Origin of the sequence: Mesorhizobium caraganae (assembly GCF_016836705.1) — a bacterium.
GTDB lineage: Bacteria > Pseudomonadota > Alphaproteobacteria > Rhizobiales > Rhizobiaceae > Mesorhizobium > Mesorhizobium caraganae.
In genome coordinates this window covers 94,091-112,537 of the sequence record NZ_JAFCGY010000001.1, presented here as the reverse complement: position 1 = coordinate 112,537, position 18,447 = coordinate 94,091, and the positions used below count along the sequence as shown (strand labels likewise).

The following is an 18,447-nucleotide window of genomic DNA, read 5'->3' as shown; positions in this document are numbered from 1 at the left end:
AGCCGAGATTACCTGAAACGGAGATTCGTGCGCGACAATTGTTCGATCGAACTGCAGCCCATCAGCTTCATGCCGCGCTCGATCTCAACCCGCATCTGCTCCAGCGCCCGCTCGACGCCCGGCTGGCCGGCGGCCGCCAACGGGAACAGATAGTAGCGCCCAACGCCGACAGCCTTGGCGCCGAGCGACAGCGCCTTCAGCACATGCGTGCCGCGCTGCACGCCGCCATCCATGATGACGTCTATTCTGTCGCCGACGGCGTCGACGATCTCGGCCAGCTGGTCGAAGGCCGCCCGCGAGCCGTCCAGCTGCCGGCCGCCATGGTTTGAAAGCACAATGCCGCTGCAGCCGATCTCGACAGCGCGTTTGGCATCCTCCACCGACATGACGCCCTTGAGGCAGAACGGACCACCCCACAGCCTGACCATCTCGGCGACATCGTCCCAGGTCATCGACGGATCGAGCATCTCGGTAAAATAGCGGCTGATCGACATCGTGCCGCCGCCCATGTCGACATGCTCGTCGAGCTGCGGCAGCTTGAAACCCTCATGGGTGAAATAGTTGATCGCCCAGCCCGGTTTGAGCGCAAACTGCAGCATGCCGGCAAGGTTGAGCTTGAAGGGAATGGCAAAGCCGGTGCGCTTGTCGCGCTCGCGGTTACCGCCAGTGATGCTGTCGACGGTCAGCATCATCACCTCGACGCCGACCGCTTTGGCCCGCTGCATCATCGCCCGGTTGAGGCCGCGATCCCGGTGGAAATAGAACTGGTAGACCTGCGGGCTGCTGCTGATCTTGCGCGCTTCCTCGAGGCTCACCGTGCCGAGCGAGGACACGCCGAACATCGTGCCGAACTTGGCCGAAGCCTTGGCCACCGCGCGCTCGCCCTGATGATGGAACAGCCGCTGCAAGGCGGTCGGCGAGCAGTAGACGGGCATGGCCAGTTTCTGGCCCATCACTGTCACCGACATGTCGATCTCGCTGACACCGCGCAGCACATTGGGAACGAGGTCGCAGCGCTCGAAACTCTCGGTGTTGCGGCGATAGGTGACCTCGTCGTCCGCCGCGCCGTCAATGTAGTTGAAGATCGGCCCCGGCAGCCGCTGCTGCGCCATGCGCCGGAAATCGGAAAAGTTTTGACAGTCGCGTAGCCGCATCATCGATTTCCAAATGCCATGGCGCAAGAAGCTCGCTGCGTCGAATATCAATCCGATGCCGCCATGCCAACGGGTGAATTGCCAAACTGCCTCTTGGCCACAGCCATGAACGAAAAAGGGACGCCGCTGGCGCCCCTTGCCGTCGAAAACCGACTGTTGGGAATAGCTTACATACCGAGGTCGGAACGCAGCTCGGCCTTGGCCACGTCGTACTCGGCCTTGAAGTCGTCGCGGTTGAGCAGGACGGCGGCGATAACGCTACCGGAAATCTTGCCCATCTCGACATCGGACGGATAGTGGATGCCGCCGACCACACGGTTGTGGGCGTATTCGGCTGCACGCGCCATGATCTCGGCGCGCCTTTCCGGAACCATGTCGGCAAGGATGATGCCCATCATGGTGCCGACCGTGGCATGACCCGAGGGCCAGGAACCGGAGCTCGACAGCTTGACCGCCGGCTTGACGAGGTCGCTGAGTTGATGCGGACGCGGCCGCTTCCAGACATCCTTGGCCGGATCGACGACGGCGCCTTCGGTGGCCACGACGCGATCGAAGAAGGCTGAGAATTTCGGCAGCTTTTCTTTGTTGAAGTTCGGCCCCATGACATTGGTGAAGCGCCAGACGTCTTCCTCGGCGTCGGCAATGGCGCTGGCCTCCATTTCGGGCGTGCGTGTCACCTGCAGCGTCAGCACCGCGCCGAGCTCGGCTTTGGTCTCAGCCGAATCGTTGGCCGGCGGCGGCGGCAGGATCATCGTCAGGTCGACATCCTTGTTGGTGATGAAGGGCTTTGCGTCTTCGGCCTGGGCGGCCGAGCCGACGATGAGCAGCAGCAGTCCTGCCGCGAGCGATGCGTATCTTTTCATTGTGCGATCCTTTGATGAGGGCGGCACAGGATCGCCAGATGTGGTGACGGTCATGTGACATGCCCGCCTCCGGAAAAGCAAAAAGGCGCCTCTCGGCGCCCTTTCTTGATCGCAGGCTGCTTGGCCTTAGTGCGCCACGCCTTCCCACACTTTGCGCTTGGTCAGATAAACCAGGGCGCCGAAGAGCAACAGGAACACCAATACGCGAAAGCCCGTCTTCTTGCGGTCTTCCAAGTGCGGCTCGGCCGCCCACATCAGGAAAGCCGACACGTCGCGGGAATACTGATCGACCGTCTGCGGCGAGCCGTCATCATAGGTGACCTGGCCGTCGGAGAGCGGCTTCGGCATCTTCAGCGACACGCCGGACATGAAGTAGGGATTATAGTGCGTGCCTTCCGGGATCACCATGCCTGCCGGCGGCGTCTGGTCGTAGCCGGTCAGCAGCGAATGAATGTAATCCGGACCGCCCTGGGCGTACTGGGTGAAGATATCGAAGACGAAGCGCGGGAAGCCGCGCTCGACGCCGCGCGCCTTGGCCAGCAGTGACATGTCGGGCGGGGCTGCGCCACCGTTGGAGGCGGCAGCCGCCTCCTCATTGGCGAACGGCGCCGGGAAATGGTCCGACGGCTTACCGGGCCGGTCGAACATGTCGCCGGCATCGTTGGGACCGTCATGGATGGTGTATTCGGCGGCAAAGGATTTCACCTGTGCTTCCGAATAGCCGAGGCCTTCCAGCGTACGGAACGCCACCAGGTTCATCGAATGGCAGGCCGAGCAGACTTCCTTGTAGACCTTCAGGCCGCGCTGCAGCTGCGCCTTGTCATAGGTGCCGAACGGACCGGCGAAGCTCCAGTCCATTTCCTTGGGCTCGTCGATCGGGAAATGCGTCGGTGCTGCCGCGTTATGCGCCTCTTCAGCAGCCATCGCCGCGCTGCCGACCGCTCCGATGCCGCCAGCCAATAGGCCAAGCAGGGCGAGCGAGGTGAGAATCTTTTTCATGCCAAATCCCCTTAGATTCTCGCTCAGCCCTTGGTTTCCGGCGCGGCGTTCGCACCTGCCGGATGTCCCCCACCGGCACCCTTGTTCTTCTCCAGCACCGCTTCGGTGATCGAATTCGGCAGCCTGCGCGGCGTCTCGATCAGGCCGAGCACCGGCAGGACGACGAGGAAGAAGGCAAAGTAGAACAGCGTCGCCATCTGCGCCATGAACACGAAGCTGCCTTCGGCCGGCTGCGAGCCCAGCCAACCGAGCAGGACGGCGTCGGCTGCGAAGAGCCAGAAGAACAGCTTGTACCAGGGCCGGTAGACCGCCGAGCGCACCTTGGAGGTGTCGAGCCACGGCACCAGGAACAGCATGACGATGGCGCCGAACATGCACAGCACGCCGCCGAGCTTGGAGTTGATCGGCCCGATGTTGAAGGTGATGGCGCGCAGGATCGCGTAGAACGGCAGGAAGTACCACTCCGGCACGATGTGGGCCGGCGTCTTCAGCGGGTTGGCGACCGTGTAATTGTCCGGATGGCCGAGGAAATTCGGCAGGTAGAAGACAAAATAGGCGAAGAAGAACAGGAACACGATCATGCCGAACGCGTCCTTGATGGTCGCATAGGGCGTGAAGGCGACGGTGTCGGTCTTCGACTTGACCTCGATGCCGGTCGGGTTCGACTGGCCGACCACATGCAGCGCCCAGACGTGCAGCACGACGACGCCGGCAATCATGAACGGCAGCAAATAGTGCAGCGCAAAGAAGCGGTTGAGCGTCGGGTTGTCGACGGCGAAACCGCCGAGCAGCAGCTGCTGGATCCAGTCGCCGACCAACGGAATGGCGCTGAAGAAACCGGTAATGACGGTGGCGCCCCAGAAGCTCATCTGCCCCCAGGGCAGCACATAGCCCATGAAGCCGGTTGCCATCATCAAGAGGTAGATGATGCAGCCGAGGATCCACAGCAGCTCGCGCGGCGCCTTGTAGGAGCCGTAATAAAGCCCGCGGAAGATGTGGATGTAGACGGCGACGAAGAAGAACGAGGCACCGTTGGAATGCAGATAGCGCAACAGCCAGCCCGAATTCACGTCGCGCATGATCTTCTCGACCGAATTGAAGGCGAGATTGGTATCGGCGGTATAGTGCATGGCCAGAACGATGCCGGTCAGGATCTGCGCCACCAGCATGATTGCCAGGATGCCGCCGAAGGTCCAGGCATAGTTGAGGTTGCGCGGCACCGGATAGGCGATGAAGCTGTCATAGACCATGCGCGGCAGCGGCATGCGGGCGTCGAACCAGCGTTCGATACCGGTCTTGGGCGTATAGGTCGAGTGTCCCTCGCTCATCGAAATATCCCCTGCCTCAACCGATAAGGATTTTGGTATCGGAAATGAACTTGAATACCGGCACAGCCATGTTTTCCGGCGCCGGGCCTTTGCGGATGCGGCCGGCCGTATCGTACACCGAACCGTGGCACGGGCAGAACCAGCCGCCGAAATCGCCTTCCTGGCCGAGCGGAATGCAGCCCAGATGCGTGCAGACCTGCACCATCACCATCCAGGCTTCCTTGCCGGGCGTGGTGCGGTTGGCGTCGGTCGCCGGCGCATCGGCCGGCAGATTGGCGTTGCGGGCGATCGGATCCTTGAGATCGGCAAGGTTGACGGCCTCGCCGTCCTTCATCTCCTGCTCGGTGCGGTTGCGCACCACGACCGGCTTGCCGCGCCATTTCACGATCAGCGACATGCCAGGCGTCAGCGAGGAAACGTCGACCTCGACCGAGGCCAGCGCCAGCGTCGAAGCATCGGGGCGCATCTGGTCGATGAACGGCCAGGCGACAGCGCCTGCGCCGACCACTGCGGCCATGCCGGTGGCGACGTAGAGAAAATCACGACGGTTGGGATCCTGGGTGTCGGTTGCGCTCACGGGTGCCTGATCCTTTCGCCTCTTCCGAGCCGGCGGCCGAGCTTTGTTCCCCGCTCCATCGCGCCGGCCCGACAGCGCATGGCGAACAAGCTAGCGAATTCCTCCGGCAATTTGGATTTCGGTTTATGCGTGAAGCCCGTTTTTGTCCAGCGGGGTGAGGCCACAAGGGCAGATTGTCGCGGGGACAGAAGAGCGCGTCGGTCGGCCAGATGTCCAAAGGCCGGCAAAGGCGGCTAAACAACAGGGAAATATCAGCAAATCCGAGGCTCCCCGCCTGTCTCGACAGGACAGGTTGCCGTGATCTAGTCTCGCTGGCATGGCACACATCATCGACCGCGAGACCTGGACCAGGACGCCCGGCCTTTGGCAAGGCGAACTGCAATTGGGCGCCTACGGCTCCAACTCCTGCCTGATCTTCAATTACCAGGCAGAGATCGGCGGCGGCCCGCGGCTGCACACGCATCCTTATTGCGAGATCTTCATCATCCGCCAGGGCACCGGCCTGTTCACGATCGGCGGCCAGCAGATCAAGGCCACGGCCGGCCAGATCCTCATCGTGCCACCGAACACACCGCACAAATTCACCAATCTCGGCCCAGGCCCGCTCGAATCGACCGACATCCACGAAAGCGGCAGCTTCATCACCGAATGGCTGGAATGATGTTGCCGGCAGCCTTTAGCTGGCGCCGAGCCTGACCAGCACTGCCCTTGGGATGTCGTATTCGCGGATCACCGCGTCGTGCCGGCGTAAGCCGCAAAGTTCGCGCTGGATGAAATAGGCGTGCACTGCCGCGGCGGCTTCCTTCAGCTGCCGGGCGCGATGCTCGTCATCACTGTTCTCGCGCAGCTTCTTCAGCGTTTCCTCGACACGTTGGCCAGCGCGGCCGAGTGCGGCCGCCTTTTCGGCCAGGATCTCGTGGCCGAGCAGGTCCAGCGCGCTCTCCTGCGCGCTGCTTTGTCCAAAATTTGAGGGCATTCTGACCGACATTTCAGCGTTTTACTCCGCCGGCCGCGTCTCTTCCAGCACGCTTTCCTCGTGATAGAGGAAGCCGCCGGACTGCCGTTTCCATAGCCGCGCATAGAGCCCATCCAGCGCCACCAGCTCGTCATGCGTGCCTTGTTCGACGATGCGGCCGCCGTCCAGCACCACGAGACGATCGAGTGCGGCAATGGTCGACAGCCTATGCGCGATGGCAATGACCGTCTTGTTCTCCATCAGCCGGGCCAGATTCTCCTGGATCGCCGCCTCGATGTCGGAATCGAGCGCCGATGTCGCCTCGTCGAGGATCAGGATCGGCGCATCCTTGAGGAAGACGCGGGCGATCGCCACGCGCTGGCGCTGGCCACCGGACAGTTTGACACCGCGTTCGCCGACAAAGGCCTCGTAGCCGGCACGGTCCCGGTTGTCGCGAAGGCCCAATATGAACTCGTGCGCCTCGGCCTTCTTTGCCGCCGCGATCACCTCGGCGTCGGTTGCATCAGGCATGCCGAGCTTGATGTTGTCGCGCAGCGAGCGATGGAAGAGCGCGGTGTCCTGGCTGACGACACCGATATTGGCGCGCAGCGAATTCTGTGTCACCTCTGAAACATCCTGCCCGTCGATGGTGATCTGTCCGCTCTCGAGGTCGTAGAGGCGCAGGACGAGGTTGGCGAGTGTCGTCTTGCCGGCACCGGACGGTCCGACCAGCCCGACCTTTTCGCCCGGCCGCACGACAAGGTCGATGCCGTTGAGCACACCGAACCCTTTGCCGTAATGAAACTCGACATTTTTCACGTCGATGCGGCCGCCGGCCACGACAAGCTCCTTGGCGTCGGGCGCATCGATGAGGCCGAGCGGCTGCGAGATCAGCGCCTTGGAGTTCTCCAGCACGCCGAGGTTTCGCAAAATGCCGTTGAGCTGCATCATCACCCGCCCGAGCAGCATGTTGAGCCGCAAGACCAGGGACAGCGTGAAAGCGACGGCGCCGACGGTGATCGACCCTTCGACCCAGAGATAGACCGCAAAGCAGCCAATCGCTGAGATCATGATGCCCGACAGCGTCGTCAGCGCCATGCGCACGCCGGTCAGCCGGCGGGTGAAAGGCCGTAGCGCGTCAAGATAGATGTCGAAGCCGTTCTTGATGTAGCGGTCGTCGCCATCAGCCGAGAACAGCTTCAGCGTCTGCACGTTGGAATAGGAATCGATGATGCGCCCATTGATCATCGAGCCAGCTTCGGCCGTGGCCTCGGCATGCCTGCGGATCGAGGGCAGATAGAGCTTGGCCAGCCAGGCGAAAGCGAGAATCCAGACCACCACCAGCACGGCCAGACGCAGATCCAGCCCGGCGACCAGCGCCAGCGTCGTCACCGTATAGATGAGCATGAACCAGATGACCTCGATGAAGCTCTCCATCAGGTCGCCGGTCGCCTGCCCCGCCTGCCAGACTTTTGTCGCGATGCGGCCGGCAAAATCGTTCTGGAAGAAAGTGTAGGACTGGCGCGATACATGCCGGTGCGCCTGCCAGCGCACCAGATTGTAGAAGCCCGGCGTAATCGTCTGCTCGTCGACCAGCGCCGACAAGCCGACCACGACGGTGCGGATAACCAGCACCACCGCGACCATGAAGACAAGCTCGGGCCCGGCAGCGGTCCACAGCGCATGCCAGCTGCGTTCACCGGGAAGCTGGTCGAGAATATCGACCAGCCGCCCGACGAAGTAGAACAGCCCGGCCTCGATCAGCGGCGCTATGCCGCCGATGACCAGCATGGCGAAGAAGGCGAACTTCGCCTGGCCGACATAGTACCAGAGGAAGCCGCCGACGCTTGATGGTGGCCGAAGATTCGCAGGCTCCCTGAACGGATAGACCCAGTTCTCGAACCAGCGATAGACGGCTGTCATCATGCTGATGTCATCACTCTGCGGCTTCTCCCTTGGCCACAGCGTCATTGGCGGCGTCGACCGGGCCGTCGTCGAGCAGGAACCCGCCCGACTGACGCTGCCAGAGCTGCGCGTAGAGCCCGCCGCTGGCGACGAGTTCCTCGTGCGACCCCTCCTCGATGACACGGCCCTTGTCGAGGACGACGAGCCTGTCCATCGCCGCAATGGTCGACAGCCGGTGCGCAATGGCGATGACGGTCTTGCCTTGCATGAGCTTGTAGAGGTTCTCCTGGATGGCGGCCTCGGCTTCGGAATCCAGCGCCGAGGTCGCTTCGTCAAGGATAAGTATCGGTGCGTCCTTCAACATAACGCGAGCTATGGCGATGCGTTGCCGCTGGCCGCCGGACAATTTGACGCCGCGGTCGCCGACATGAGCGTCGAGCCCTTTGCGTCCACTGTGGTCCGAAAGCCCGGCGATGAACTCCAGTGCCTCGGCCCGCCCGGCTGCCTCGACAAGCATCTCTTCCGTGGCGTCGGGCCGGCCGTAGAGGATGTTGTCGCGCACCGAACGGTGCAGCAGCGAAGTGTCCTGCGTTACCATGCCGATCTGTGCGCGCAGCGAATCCTGCGTCACCGACGCGATCTCCTGGCCGTCGATCAGGATCCGGCCGCTCTCCAAATCGTAGAAGCGCAGCAGGAGATTGACCAGCGTCGACTTGCCCGCACCCGAGCGGCCGACAATGCCGACCTTCTCGCCGGGCTTCACCGTCAGCGACAGGCTCTCGATGACGCCCTTCTGCTTGCCGTAGTGGAAGCGGATATCGTCGAACTGAATCTCACCCTTGGTGACGGCAATGTCCTTCGCCCCCGGCCGGTCCTCGACCAGGCGCGGCAGCGAGATCGAGGCGATGCCGTCCTGCACCGTGCCGATGTTCTCGAACAGGCCGGACATTTCCCACATGATCCACTGCGACATGCCCCACATCCTGAGCACAAGGCCGATGACCACGGCGACAGCGCCGATCGTCACCGCCTGGCCAAGCCACAGCCACAGCGCCAGCGCCGTAACCGAAAACAAGAGCAGTGCATTCAGGATGTAGAGCAGCCCGTACAGCACCGTCACCAGCCGCATCGACCGGTAGACCGTGTCGAGGAAGCCGGCCATCCCCTCTTTGGCGAACGTAGCTTCGCGGCGCGCATGGGAAAACAGCTTGACCGTCTGGATGTTGGTGTAGCTGTCGACGACGCGGCCGGTCATGGTCGAGCGCGCATTGGCCTGCGCCTCGCCGACCTTGCCAAGCTTCGGAATGAAGTAGCGCAACAGCCCGATATAGCCGAGCAGCCAGACGCCAAGCGGTGCTGCCAGCCGCAAGTCAGCCGAACCGACGATGAAGAGCATGCCGAGGAAATAGACGATGACGTAGTTGAGGACGTCGATCACCTTGATGACGCATTCGCGCACGGCGAGCGCCGTCTGCATCAGCTTGGTGGCAATGCGGCCTGCGAACTCGTCCTGGTAGAAGCTCATCGACTGCTTCAAGAGATAGCGATGCACCTGCCAGCGGATGCGCATGGGGTAGTTGCCCATCAGCGTCTGCTGGTTGAGCAGCGAATGCAGCCACACCGTGCCCGGCAGCGCGAACAGCACGACGAAGGCCATGCCGGCGAGCTTCCAGCTCTCGGTCTGCAGGAAGGTTTCGCGATTCTGCCCGGACAGCCAGTCGACGATGCGGCCCATGAAGCCGAACATCCACACTTCGGCCACCGCGATCGCCGTCACCAGCACCGCATCGACGATGATGTAGGGCCAGGCGCCGCGCGTATAATGCACGCAGAAGGCAACCAGCGTCTTCGGCGGCTCGACCGGTTCCGCTGCGGGGAACGGATCGAGCCTTTTTTCAAACCAGCTAAACATGGTGATGCTCACAAAACTGTTGTCCGCTCACGCGGCACGGGAAAAGTCCCCGGAGCGTACGGCGTCAGGGACCGACGGCCCGGAATCACCCGGGCCATCGGTCCTGCTTCGCGCAATATAGGGACTTGCGGGCTTTTCGCCGACAGGCACGTTCGACTGACCTGACGGCACGCCGCCGCCAGCCCGGTTTTTCGCGCCCGGCCGGATCAGCCGGATGATCCGGCGCACCAGCGACGGCCGGCTGTGGTCAGGAACCGCGCGCGAGAAATCGACGTCCGGCAGCATGCCGCGATGCGGGCGCCGGCGCGTCTCGGCGTGAACCGCCGACGAGTAGGTCTCGCCGATCAGCAACGCCCAGGTTGCCGTCTTGCGCTCGTGCAGGCTTCTTGAACCAGGTATTTTATAGGGATCGAACATCGGTCCGTCCTCCGTGTGCAAATAGAGATAAAAAGGCGAAGCAATGTCGTGCGCCGGCATTCGGCCGGAGGCACGGATTGCATCGGTCGGGACACGAGGGGACACCTCGGTCAGGACACACTCAACTGGGGCGCTTGGCCCCTTCAACAGGTTGAAAAACATCGCAGGATTCCTTCGAAAGCCGAAAACTGGGTTCGGCGGGAATCGGTGCGATCAGATCTAGGAAGTCAGGTAAATCGTCGTACCGAAACCGCCGGCAGGCAGGTAAGCCCACGGGAGGGGCGCTGGATGTGCATGGCCATCATGAAATACCCCTCCATCGGTTCGGGTTGACAATGCTTGCGGTATAATCGACTTCGCAGAAAATGGCCACCCGCAGGTCCAGCAATTTCCAAAACCAGGAGTCCGCTGTGGCCGATCTGCCACTTATTAGAAAGACGCGGAAATGAACCACCGTCTCCGCATCGCCCTCTACCAGCCTGACATTGCCGGCAACACCGGGACAATCCTGCGCTTCGCCGCCTGCCTCGGTCTTGGCGTTGACATTATCGAGCCGGCAGGCTTCCCGCTCTCCGACAAAGCGCTCAAGCGAGCCGGCATGGACTATCTCGAAATGGCCGCTCTGACCCGGCATGTCGACTGGAACGCCTTCGAGGACTGGCGCCAAGAGAGCGAGCGCCGGCTGGTGCTGCTCACCACCAAAGCCGCGACCGCCTACACGGGCTTCAACTTCGCCGCCGGCGACATCCTGCTGTTCGGCCGAGAATCGGCTGGGGTACCAGATCCTGTCCATCAGGCGGCGGATGCGCGGCTGACGATCCCGATGCAGCCGGGAACGCGCAGCATCAACGTCGCGCTGTCGGTCGCCATGGTTGCCGGCGAAGCCATCCGGCAGCTCGGCTAATTCCTCGTCTCCGTCGCGAACGGCCTTTATTTCTTGCGTCATTCTCACCCAGGCGCACATCGCCTTCTCCTCAATTGCCCTATAGACATTTCTTGGCTACAAGCTCAACTTAAGTTGAGGTCAAGCGGAAAAGTCGAAATGGCTCCGGCAAAGGAATTGACGGTTGGCCAGGTGGCCATGCGCAGCGGCGTCGCGGTGTCGGCGCTGCATTTCTACGAGGCGCGCGGGCTGATCCGCAGCCACCGCACGTCAGGCAACCAGCGGCGCTATGGCCGCGACGTGCTGCGGCGGGTGGCGATCATCCGGGTCGCGCAGGAGGTCGGCATCTCGCTGGCCGAGATCGCGGCGGCGCTTCAATCCCTGCCCGAAGGCCGCACGCCGACGCGTGAGGACTGGAACCTCTTGTCGACCGGCTGGCGCGACGAGCTCGACCGCAAGATCAGCCAGTTGAAGAAGCTGCGCGATGGCCTGACCGACTGCATCGGCTGCGGCTGCATGTCGATCGACAAATGCCCGCTAAGGAACAGGGAAGACCGGTTGAGTGCGCAAGGACCGGGCGCAAGGCGACTGCTGGTGGCCGAACCCTAATCCGCCGCTGGCAGCCGCCGTATCGTGAATTCGATCACATCTCCCGGCCGCTCGAACCAGCTTTCGATCTCGGTCCAGTAGGCCTGCTTGGGAAAGCGTTCGAACCATTCCTTGGCTTTGAGCCGCGCATCCGAACGCGGCAGGACGAAGGTTTCACGCAGAAAACCGTCGCGCGGCATGCGCTCGCGCTCGGCGCGCGAACGGTCGAGCCGCTTCTTCAAGCCATCCAGCGGCGGTCTTGCCGGGGTGCGCATGAAAGAACTCCTGGGGCCTTGATCAGATGACACTTGACCCTTGCCCTTAAGAGATTAGGGATCGCGCCCTAAAAAGACGAGTCATTTGTCGGCTGCGACCGGAGACCTGATTTTGGAACGACCTGAAATACCGGCAGGCCTGCCGGCCGACATCGAACAGAAGAAGATGAAGGCCAGGCTCTGGTTCGAGACGCTGCGCGAGCGCATCTGCACCACCTTCGAGCAGATCGAGCAGGAACTGCAGGGGCCGCTGGCCGCCTGGTCTCCCGGCCGCTTCGAAAAGACGCCGTGGGAGCGCGACCAGGGCAAGGGCGGCGGCGGCACCATGTCGATGATGCATGGCCGCGTCTTCGAAAAGGTCGGCGTCCATACCTCCACCGTCTATGGCGAGTTCTCACCCGAATTCAGGAAACAGATGCCCGGCGCGGAGGAAGACCCGAGCTTCTGGGCATCTGGCATTTCGCTGATCGCGCATCCCTGGAGCCCCAACGTGCCGGCCGTGCACATGAACACCCGCATGGTCGTGACGTCGCGCCACTGGTTCGGCGGCGGCGCCGACCTGACCCCGGTGCTCGACCGCAACCGCACCGAGGATCACCCCGACACGATCGCCTTCCACCGCGCCATGCAGTTCGCCTGCGAGAAGAATGCCGCCGTCGCCGACCACCCCAAATTCAAGGCCTGGTGCGACGAGTATTTCTATCTGCCGCACCGCAACGAACCGCGCGGCGTCGGCGGCATCTTTTTCGACTGGCTGCATTCGGGCGAGGACAAAGGCGGCTGGAATGCCGATTTGAATTTCGTCCAGGATGTCGGGCGTTCTTTTCTCGTCGTCTACGGCCACCTGGTTCGAGCCCATTTCAACGAAAACTGGACCGATGACGACCGCGACGAACAGCTCATCCGCCGCGGCCGTTACGTCGAATTCAACCTTCTTCACGATCGCGGCACCATCTTCGGCCTGAAGACCGGCGGCAATGTCGCCTCGATCCTGTCCAGCCTGCCGCCGGAGGTCAGGTGGCCGTAACAAATCGGTGAGCGAAGCGTGAGCCGCAAAAGCGTCCCATTCGCCGAATTTTGGCATTCAATGTGGCGCACGAATTATCTTTTTCGTCTAATAGGCAATTGAAATAAAACGACTATTTGTCGTTTCCGGGCCGGGAAGCGCCGGCGGTTCAGTCCCGAACCGCGACACGACGCTACCGGACGGCCCTGAACAAGGCGGAGCATTCTCAAGAAACGGATGTCCGCATTTTCCAGGAGTACTTACCATGCGAAAGCTCATTGTAACGGCAGCCGCCGCTGCCCTTCTCGCTTCAGGCTCGGTTGCCTTTGCCGCGGTCAAGCACACCACGGGCACGGTCAAAACCTATGATGGAACGGCCATGAGCCTTGTTCTGGACGATGGATCGACCTTTACGCTGCCCAAGACCTTCAAGGATCCTGGCCTGAAGGCCGGCGAAAAGGTCCGCGTTTCCTGGGACATGAGCGGCAAGAACAAAGTCGCCGAGTCCGTCAAGATCGTGAAGTGACGGCCCTGTCGGGACAAGACCAAGCTGGTCTTGCTCTGGGGTAGCGTAGAGAGGCGGAGCAGCGCTGCTCCGCCTTTTCGCCTATGCATGTCAGCCAAAAGTGACCTCGGTTCTGGGAAAATGACATGCATAAAATCAAAGGCCTAAAGCGCGTCGCGTGAATCCGCTTCGACGCGACGCGCTTTAGCGGCAACCAAAACCGCCGAACCGTGTTATGCTTGTTCCCCCATACGTGCCCTCAAAACCGACTGCTACGACAGGGCGCGGAACAAAGGTGGCGGAGCTTCGTGCCCGTGAGAGGCGCAGGCTCCCAGGAGGAAAGGAGAAAACCCAATGAAGGAATTCCATTGCGGCTCGCTGGTTCCCGGCTGTGAGTGGCACACCCGTGCCGACGAGGAAGCCGAGGTGATGCGCCGTGCCGTCGACCACCTGCGCGAGACGCATGGCGAAACGGTCATCCGCGAGACGATGATCGAGGCGATCCGCTCGCGCATCGAAAAGGTTCGCGACGCAGCGTAGGCGGCGTAGCAGAAAAGCGTTGGACCGGTAGCGCCCGTCATTGGCGTTCTTGACACCTTGGCGGGCGATTTTTGACAAATGCGGCCACACCGACGCCGAATGGCTTTGGAACATTGCGGCCCGTGAATTTCAGCGCGACCGTTCTCGGTCAAAAAAACATATTCGCTTCAGCTGAAATAAACCCTGCGGTAACCCAACCCGTGCGACTGTCGTGCGGATAATCCGGCTACAGTGGGCGGATCGAGAAGCCCGTCGCCACCAGGCACTGGTCCGGAATCGGTGGGGCGAGGTGTTTCGCGCATGCGCGAAAAGTCCGGCATTCGAGGCAGTTTCCGCACGACGGCGCTCCTAGTGTCCGCGCTCCTTGGGGCATCTCCGGCGATTGCCCAGGAAATTACGACGTCGCTGGTCGACATACATCAGGGCTCGCCGCTTAGCGACCGCGCGAGAGGTCTGGGCGACGGCGGATACGAGCTACAGAATGGGAGCTGGGTATCGTTCAACCGATGGTACCGCCCGAACTGGGTCGACATGCATGTGGACCTGATCACCCAGATCACGGACGATACCGGCATCCTTTGGGGGTTCGGGACCGGGGAACAGGCAGAGAAGTATCGGATCGAGCCCAGCTTCAAGCTTGGCTTCCTAACTCAATTCCATCCTACTCCGAACAGCATTCTTTCGTTCTCGCTCACCACGACCATCGGCGGAAGCCTCACCGAAAAGTCCTGCCAGGCCGACTATGGCGATCTGGGTACCTACAGCGTCAATTGCCGCCTCGCGGCCAGCGAGATGGCGCCTGAGGAAACCTTGAAATATCTGGTTAACGCTAAACCGGAGAGCCAGCACCTCTGGCTGAATTACCGTGTTACTTTCTGATCGCCAGGAGGCTCATGAGATGTCGAGCCGCCGGCAGAAATTCGCGATCGTCCGTCCTAGCTTTTGTTTGATCCGGGGTAAGAACATGTCAGGTAATCGTTGGAAGTTCGCTCTCGCCACAGCTCTCGCCCTCCTGCCGGCATCGATGGCAGCGGCGCAGGATCTTGGTCCGGATCCGCTGGGGGCGCTCTGCGTCGGCGGTCAATCGAACGCTTCCATATGTTTGAGCGCAACGCTGCCGACCGCCACAACGCAGGCCGTGCAAGGCTGGATGAGTTCCGATGTCGGCGCCGCGTGGGCTGCAGGCTACAAGGGAAAGGGTGCCACGATTACCATCGTCGACGACTTCTCCAGCACATCGCGGTTCAGTGGCAATTTTGGCGTCGGGGTGCAGAACCAGCGGCACGGCGAATGGACGCGCCAGGAAGCCGGCATGATTGCTCCCCTGGCGACCATCAGATCGAAGGACTTCTCCACCAGTTCGGCGGTCACGCTGGTGCCTGGCCTGAACGTGCTCAATTTGAGCTATGGCATGTACGCCAAGGCGGGCTACAGCCCGAACCAGATCGGATGGAGCGCCGAGGAAGCCTCCATCATCTCCTACGCCACCAAGGGAACAGCCGTCGTTTCGAAGGCAGCGGGCAACGACGCGGTTGCGGTCGGCGGTGTCGTCGGCGGCCAGCAGGACTATCTCGACCTCGCTCTGGTCGGAAAGGCGTCAGCGATCTTCGTCGGCGCGCTCGACGGGAATGGCACGACGTCCAACAAGACCAAAATGGCCTGGTATTCCAACACTGCCGGCTCCAACCCGGTTGTGCAGAGCCATTTCCTCGTCGTGGGTGTCGCCGGGAACAAGACGGGCCTTTACGGCACCTCTTTCGCTGCGCCGATCATTTCCGGCTACGCCGCGATCGTGGGCAGCAAGTTCACCAGCGCAACGCCGACCCAGATCACCAACCAACTGCTCAACACGGCCCGTACCGACACGCTGGTCAACTATAGCGCCTCCGTCTATGGCAAGGGCGAGGCAAGCCTTTCACGCGCGCTGGCTCCCTTGGCGATCAGGTGAGCAGCGCGGCGCTGCAGCGACGCTAAGCGCTAGGTTTCAAGGCCTCTGCGGCGCGCTCGAGCAGCGCGCTGCGATCGGGCGCGAAACCGGCCTCGATCCATTCTCTTTCAAGGTTTTTCAGGATTGCGCCGAGTTTCGGGCCCGGCGACGCGCCAAGCGCGGTCAGATCGGCACCCTTGACCGGAAATACCGGCTTTTCCCATTTCAGCGCAAAGGCCAGCAGGCGCGAAAAACCGCCGGCCTGGACAAGCGCGTCATTGTCCTCGACGGCGCGCGCCCGCGCCGAGGCGAGCGACAGCCGAAAGCGATCGACAAAGCCCTGGCGATGGCTTGCATAAAGCAGCTTTGCCAGCTCCGCTTCACTCGTCTTCGGTTCGATGGCACCCGTCAGCGCCCAGTGTCGCAGGCGCTCCGCCTCATTGGTAGACAGTTTCAGCCGCTCGGCCAATACCGTCATCCGCGCCGCATCGGGCGGCACAATGGCCTCCAGCCTGAGCAGCGGATCCGGCGCCCAACCCAGATCTTTCTCGGTCTTTGTCAGCCCGTGAATGGCATCGATGCCCCATTTCTCACTCTCCGGCAGGGCGCCGGTCAGCACGCCGGCCTGGCGCATCCATAACAGCGCGCGCGACGGATCCGGGGCCGACAGAAGCTTCTTCAGCTCGGACCAGATGCGCTCCGCCGAGAGTTTTTCGAGCCCGTCCTTGAGCCGGGCGCAGGCTTTCAGTCCCTCGGCATCGGGCCGGCCATCGCCATACCAGGCGAAGAAGCGGAAGAAGCGCAAGATGCGCAGATAATCTTCGCGGATGCGCTGCTCGGCATCGCCAATGAAGCGCAGCCTGCGCGCCTCGATATCGCCGACACCGCCGACCAGGTCGATGACCGTGCCGTCGGCCTCGGCATACAGTGCGTTGATGGTGAAATCGCGCCGTTCGGCGTCGGCCTTCCAGTCGCGGCCGAACGTCACTTTGGCGCGGCGGCCGTCGGTCTCGATGTCTGCGCGCAGCGTGGTGATTTCATAGGGCGTGCCACCGGCGATCACCGTGATCGTGCCGTGTTCGATGCCGGTCGGCACCGCCTTGAAGCCCGCCGCTTCGGCGCGGCGGATGGTTTCCTCAGGTAGGCAGGTCGTGGCGATATCGATGTCTGCCACCAGCTGACCGATCAGCGCATTACGCACCGCGCCGCCGGCGATACGGGCTTCTTCACCGCCTTGCGCCAGCACGGCAAGCAGCCGCTGCAGATGTTTTTCACCGAGCCAGTCAGCCTTGCCCGCCAACGATATCGGATCACTCAAGCATAGAGCCTTTCATAGAGCGTGCGGATGATGCCAGCGGTGACGCCCCAGATGCGCTGGCCGCCATAGGGCATTTCGTAGAAGAACCATTCGAGCTCGTTCCACATGCGGCTGTCCCTGGTGTGGTTGGCCGGATCCATCAGGAAGGAGAGCGGCACTTCAAAGGCGGCATCGACCTCGTCGGCGTTGAGCGACAGAGTAAAACCGGGCTTCACGATCGCCAGCACAGGGGCGATGCGATAGCCGCTGCCGGCGACATAATCGGGCATGCGGCCGATGATCTCGATGCGGTCCTGGCCAAGCCCGATCTCCTCGAAGGTTTCGCGCAAGGCCGCCGCTTCCGGGGTCGGATCGGTCGGATCGATGGTGCCGCCGGGAAAAGCCACCTGCCCGGAATGGCTGCGCAGCTTTTCCGCCCGCTTGGTCAAGAGCACGGTCGCATCGCGTCCGTGGTCGACGACCGGGATCAGCACAGCGGCATCGCGCGGCGCCTTCAGCTGCTTCAACCGGGGGTGGCCGGGGTTGAAGCGATGGTCGCCATAGTCGTCGCCGGCATGGGCCCCAGCTTGCGCCGCGACACGCGCCCGAAAATCCGCTGTGGAAAACGCTACCGGCGTCACCTGGTCCATCACATGCTCAGCCGTTTCAGTTTTTCCGTCGGCATGATCGGATAGATCTCGCCCTTCGAGCGCACGGCAAACATTGTCTTGCCGCCGATGTCGATCTCCTCGCCATGCTCGACCAGTTCGTACATTACCGGCCGCGTCACCAGCGCTTCCAGCCGCCCACGCACCAGCACATAGGGTTTCAGACCGCCGGTCTCGTCCTCGTCGACGAAGCGCAGCGGATGGCCGGGTCCGGCCTCGACGACATCGCCGACATTGGTGCGAAAGGTGACGATCTGCCCGGCGCCGGCGCCGGAAACGTTCATTTCGACGGCAATGAACGGCGCATCGACGACGCGGATGCCGACCCGTTCCACCGGCGTCACCAGATAGGTCTTGCCGTCCTCGTCCTTGCGCAGCACGGTGGAAAACAGCTGCACCAGCGGCATGCGGCCGATCGGCGTGCCGAGATAAAACCAGGTGCCGTCCTGTTTGATCTCCATGTCGAGATCGCCGCAAAAGGCGGGATTCCAGCGCTCTACCGGCGCCGCGCCCTTGCCGGCGCGGGTGGCGCGCGAGATCAGCGCCTCGAGGCCGCGCGCCTCTGTGGCACCGGTAAGGCTTCGTTCGCGATGTTCGGAGCGTTCCGTCATGGTCACGAAATAGTCACTGTTGTTCCGCTTGTCAGCC

The 18,447-nt window shown here is 62.3% G+C and carries 21 protein-coding genes; 8 read left to right on the top strand and 13 right to left on the bottom strand.

The genetic code is table 11. The features are described 5' to 3' along the window. Positions 1-8 precede the first annotated feature (8 nt). The 5 genes from JQK88_RS00550 to petA form a co-directional block, all read right to left on the bottom strand. Positions 9-1,154 carry an alpha-hydroxy acid oxidase gene (locus JQK88_RS00550; protein ID WP_203277163.1) on the bottom strand — a complete coding sequence of 382 codons (1,146 nt, stop codon included), beginning with the start codon at positions 1,152-1,154 and terminating at the stop codon, positions 9-11. Positions 1,155-1,321: 167 nt separating this feature from the next. Continuing rightward, complete coding sequence (locus JQK88_RS00545; RefSeq protein WP_192257707.1) at positions 1,322-2,017, bottom strand: acid phosphatase; 696 nt, start codon at positions 2,015-2,017, stop codon at positions 1,322-1,324. 126 nt (positions 2,018-2,143) lie between these two features. Next, the gene (locus JQK88_RS00540; protein WP_203277162.1) at positions 2,144-3,016 is read right to left on the bottom strand and encodes a cytochrome c1; all 873 of its coding nucleotides are present in this window, start codon (positions 3,014-3,016) and stop codon (positions 2,144-2,146) included. 23 nt (positions 3,017-3,039) lie between these two features. Then, complete coding sequence (locus JQK88_RS00535) at positions 3,040-4,344, bottom strand: cytochrome b (RefSeq protein ID WP_203277161.1); 1,305 nt, start codon at positions 4,342-4,344, stop codon at positions 3,040-3,042. Between the two features lie 16 nt (positions 4,345-4,360). Next, positions 4,361-4,921 (bottom strand): ubiquinol-cytochrome c reductase iron-sulfur subunit, encoded by a 561-nt coding sequence (gene petA, locus JQK88_RS00530; protein ID WP_112561092.1) that lies wholly within the window; start codon positions 4,919-4,921, stop codon positions 4,361-4,363. Between the two features lie 316 nt (positions 4,922-5,237). On the opposite strand from petA, the gene JQK88_RS00525 reads away from it, so the two are divergent. Further along, positions 5,238-5,582, top strand: a complete 345-nt coding sequence (locus JQK88_RS00525; protein WP_203277160.1) for a cupin domain-containing protein — start codon at positions 5,238-5,240, stop codon at positions 5,580-5,582. Between the two features lie 15 nt (positions 5,583-5,597). Here JQK88_RS00525 and JQK88_RS00520 read toward each other — a convergent pair whose 3' ends face one another. Genes JQK88_RS00520 through JQK88_RS00505 form a run of 4 tightly spaced genes read right to left on the bottom strand, consistent with a single transcriptional unit; the run spans position 5,598 to position 10,110 of the window. Next, a complete protein-coding gene (locus JQK88_RS00520; RefSeq protein ID WP_203277159.1) occupies positions 5,598-5,909 on the bottom strand; it encodes a DUF6665 family protein in 312 nt (103 codons plus the stop codon). A 9-nt stretch (positions 5,910-5,918) separates the two neighbouring features. Continuing rightward, positions 5,919-7,802: an ABC transporter ATP-binding protein gene (locus JQK88_RS00515; RefSeq protein ID WP_203277158.1), complete on the bottom strand. Its 1,884-nt coding sequence runs from the start codon at positions 7,800-7,802 to the stop codon at positions 5,919-5,921. Positions 7,803-7,812: 10 nt separating this feature from the next. Next, on the bottom strand, positions 7,813-9,693 hold the full coding sequence (locus JQK88_RS00510) for an ABC transporter ATP-binding protein (RefSeq protein WP_203277157.1): 1,881 nt from the start codon (positions 9,691-9,693) through the stop codon (positions 7,813-7,815). 27 nt (positions 9,694-9,720) lie between these two features. Next, complete coding sequence (locus JQK88_RS00505; protein ID WP_246501865.1) at positions 9,721-10,110, bottom strand: hypothetical protein; 390 nt, start codon at positions 10,108-10,110, stop codon at positions 9,721-9,723. Positions 10,111-10,555: 445 nt separating this feature from the next. Here JQK88_RS00505 and JQK88_RS00500 point away from each other — a divergent pair, with 445 nt between their 5' ends. Both JQK88_RS00500 and soxR read left to right on the top strand, forming a co-directional pair. After that, complete coding sequence (locus tag JQK88_RS00500) at positions 10,556-11,014, top strand: tRNA (cytidine(34)-2'-O)-methyltransferase (RefSeq protein WP_192258839.1); 459 nt, start codon at positions 10,556-10,558, stop codon at positions 11,012-11,014. 138 nt (positions 11,015-11,152) lie between these two features. Then, complete coding sequence (gene soxR / locus JQK88_RS00495; RefSeq protein ID WP_192258838.1) at positions 11,153-11,602, top strand: redox-sensitive transcriptional activator SoxR; 450 nt, start codon at positions 11,153-11,155, stop codon at positions 11,600-11,602. On the opposite strand, the gene JQK88_RS00490 is transcribed toward soxR, so the two are convergent. Then, positions 11,599-11,856 carry a hypothetical protein gene (locus JQK88_RS00490; RefSeq protein ID WP_006202578.1) on the bottom strand — a complete coding sequence of 86 codons (258 nt, stop codon included), beginning with the start codon at positions 11,854-11,856 and terminating at the stop codon, positions 11,599-11,601. The genes soxR and JQK88_RS00490 overlap by 4 nt on opposite strands. Positions 11,857-11,968: 112 nt before the next feature. Here JQK88_RS00490 and hemF point away from each other — a divergent pair, with 112 nt between their 5' ends. The 5 genes from hemF (at position 11,969) to JQK88_RS00465 (ending at position 15,855) form a co-directional block, all read left to right on the top strand. Beyond that, positions 11,969-12,883, top strand: a complete 915-nt coding sequence (gene hemF, locus JQK88_RS00485; protein ID WP_192258837.1) for an oxygen-dependent coproporphyrinogen oxidase — start codon at positions 11,969-11,971, stop codon at positions 12,881-12,883. A 244-nt stretch (positions 12,884-13,127) separates the two neighbouring features. Further along, a complete protein-coding gene (locus tag JQK88_RS00480; RefSeq protein WP_192258836.1) occupies positions 13,128-13,388 on the top strand; it encodes a DUF1344 domain-containing protein in 261 nt (86 codons plus the stop codon). 333 nt (positions 13,389-13,721) lie between these two features. Continuing rightward, positions 13,722-13,907, top strand: a complete 186-nt coding sequence (locus JQK88_RS00475) for a DUF1059 domain-containing protein (protein WP_192258835.1) — start codon at positions 13,722-13,724, stop codon at positions 13,905-13,907. Between the two features lie 300 nt (positions 13,908-14,207). Continuing rightward, complete coding sequence (locus JQK88_RS00470; protein WP_192258834.1) at positions 14,208-14,786, top strand: hypothetical protein; 579 nt, start codon at positions 14,208-14,210, stop codon at positions 14,784-14,786. A gap of 85 nt (positions 14,787-14,871) precedes the next feature. Continuing rightward, the gene (locus JQK88_RS00465) at positions 14,872-15,855 is read left to right on the top strand and encodes a S8 family serine peptidase (RefSeq protein ID WP_203277156.1); all 984 of its coding nucleotides are present in this window, start codon (positions 14,872-14,874) and stop codon (positions 15,853-15,855) included. Between the two features lie 22 nt (positions 15,856-15,877). On the opposite strand, the gene JQK88_RS00460 is transcribed toward JQK88_RS00465, so the two are convergent. Genes JQK88_RS00460 through JQK88_RS00450 form a run of 3 tightly spaced genes read right to left on the bottom strand, consistent with a single transcriptional unit; the run spans position 15,878 to position 18,410 of the window. Continuing rightward, complete coding sequence (locus JQK88_RS00460) at positions 15,878-17,152, bottom strand: CCA tRNA nucleotidyltransferase (RefSeq protein WP_192258832.1); 1,275 nt, start codon at positions 17,150-17,152, stop codon at positions 15,878-15,880. After that, entirely contained in the window at positions 17,149-17,781 is a 633-nt protein-coding gene (locus JQK88_RS00455; RefSeq protein WP_192258831.1) for a CoA pyrophosphatase, read from the bottom strand. Before JQK88_RS00455 ends, JQK88_RS00460 begins: the two co-directional genes overlap by 4 nt. Beyond that, a complete protein-coding gene (locus tag JQK88_RS00450) occupies positions 17,781-18,410 on the bottom strand; it encodes a DUF1285 domain-containing protein (RefSeq protein ID WP_192258848.1) in 630 nt (209 codons plus the stop codon). Before JQK88_RS00450 ends, JQK88_RS00455 begins: the two co-directional genes overlap by 1 nt. Positions 18,411-18,447: the final 37 nt, after the last annotated feature.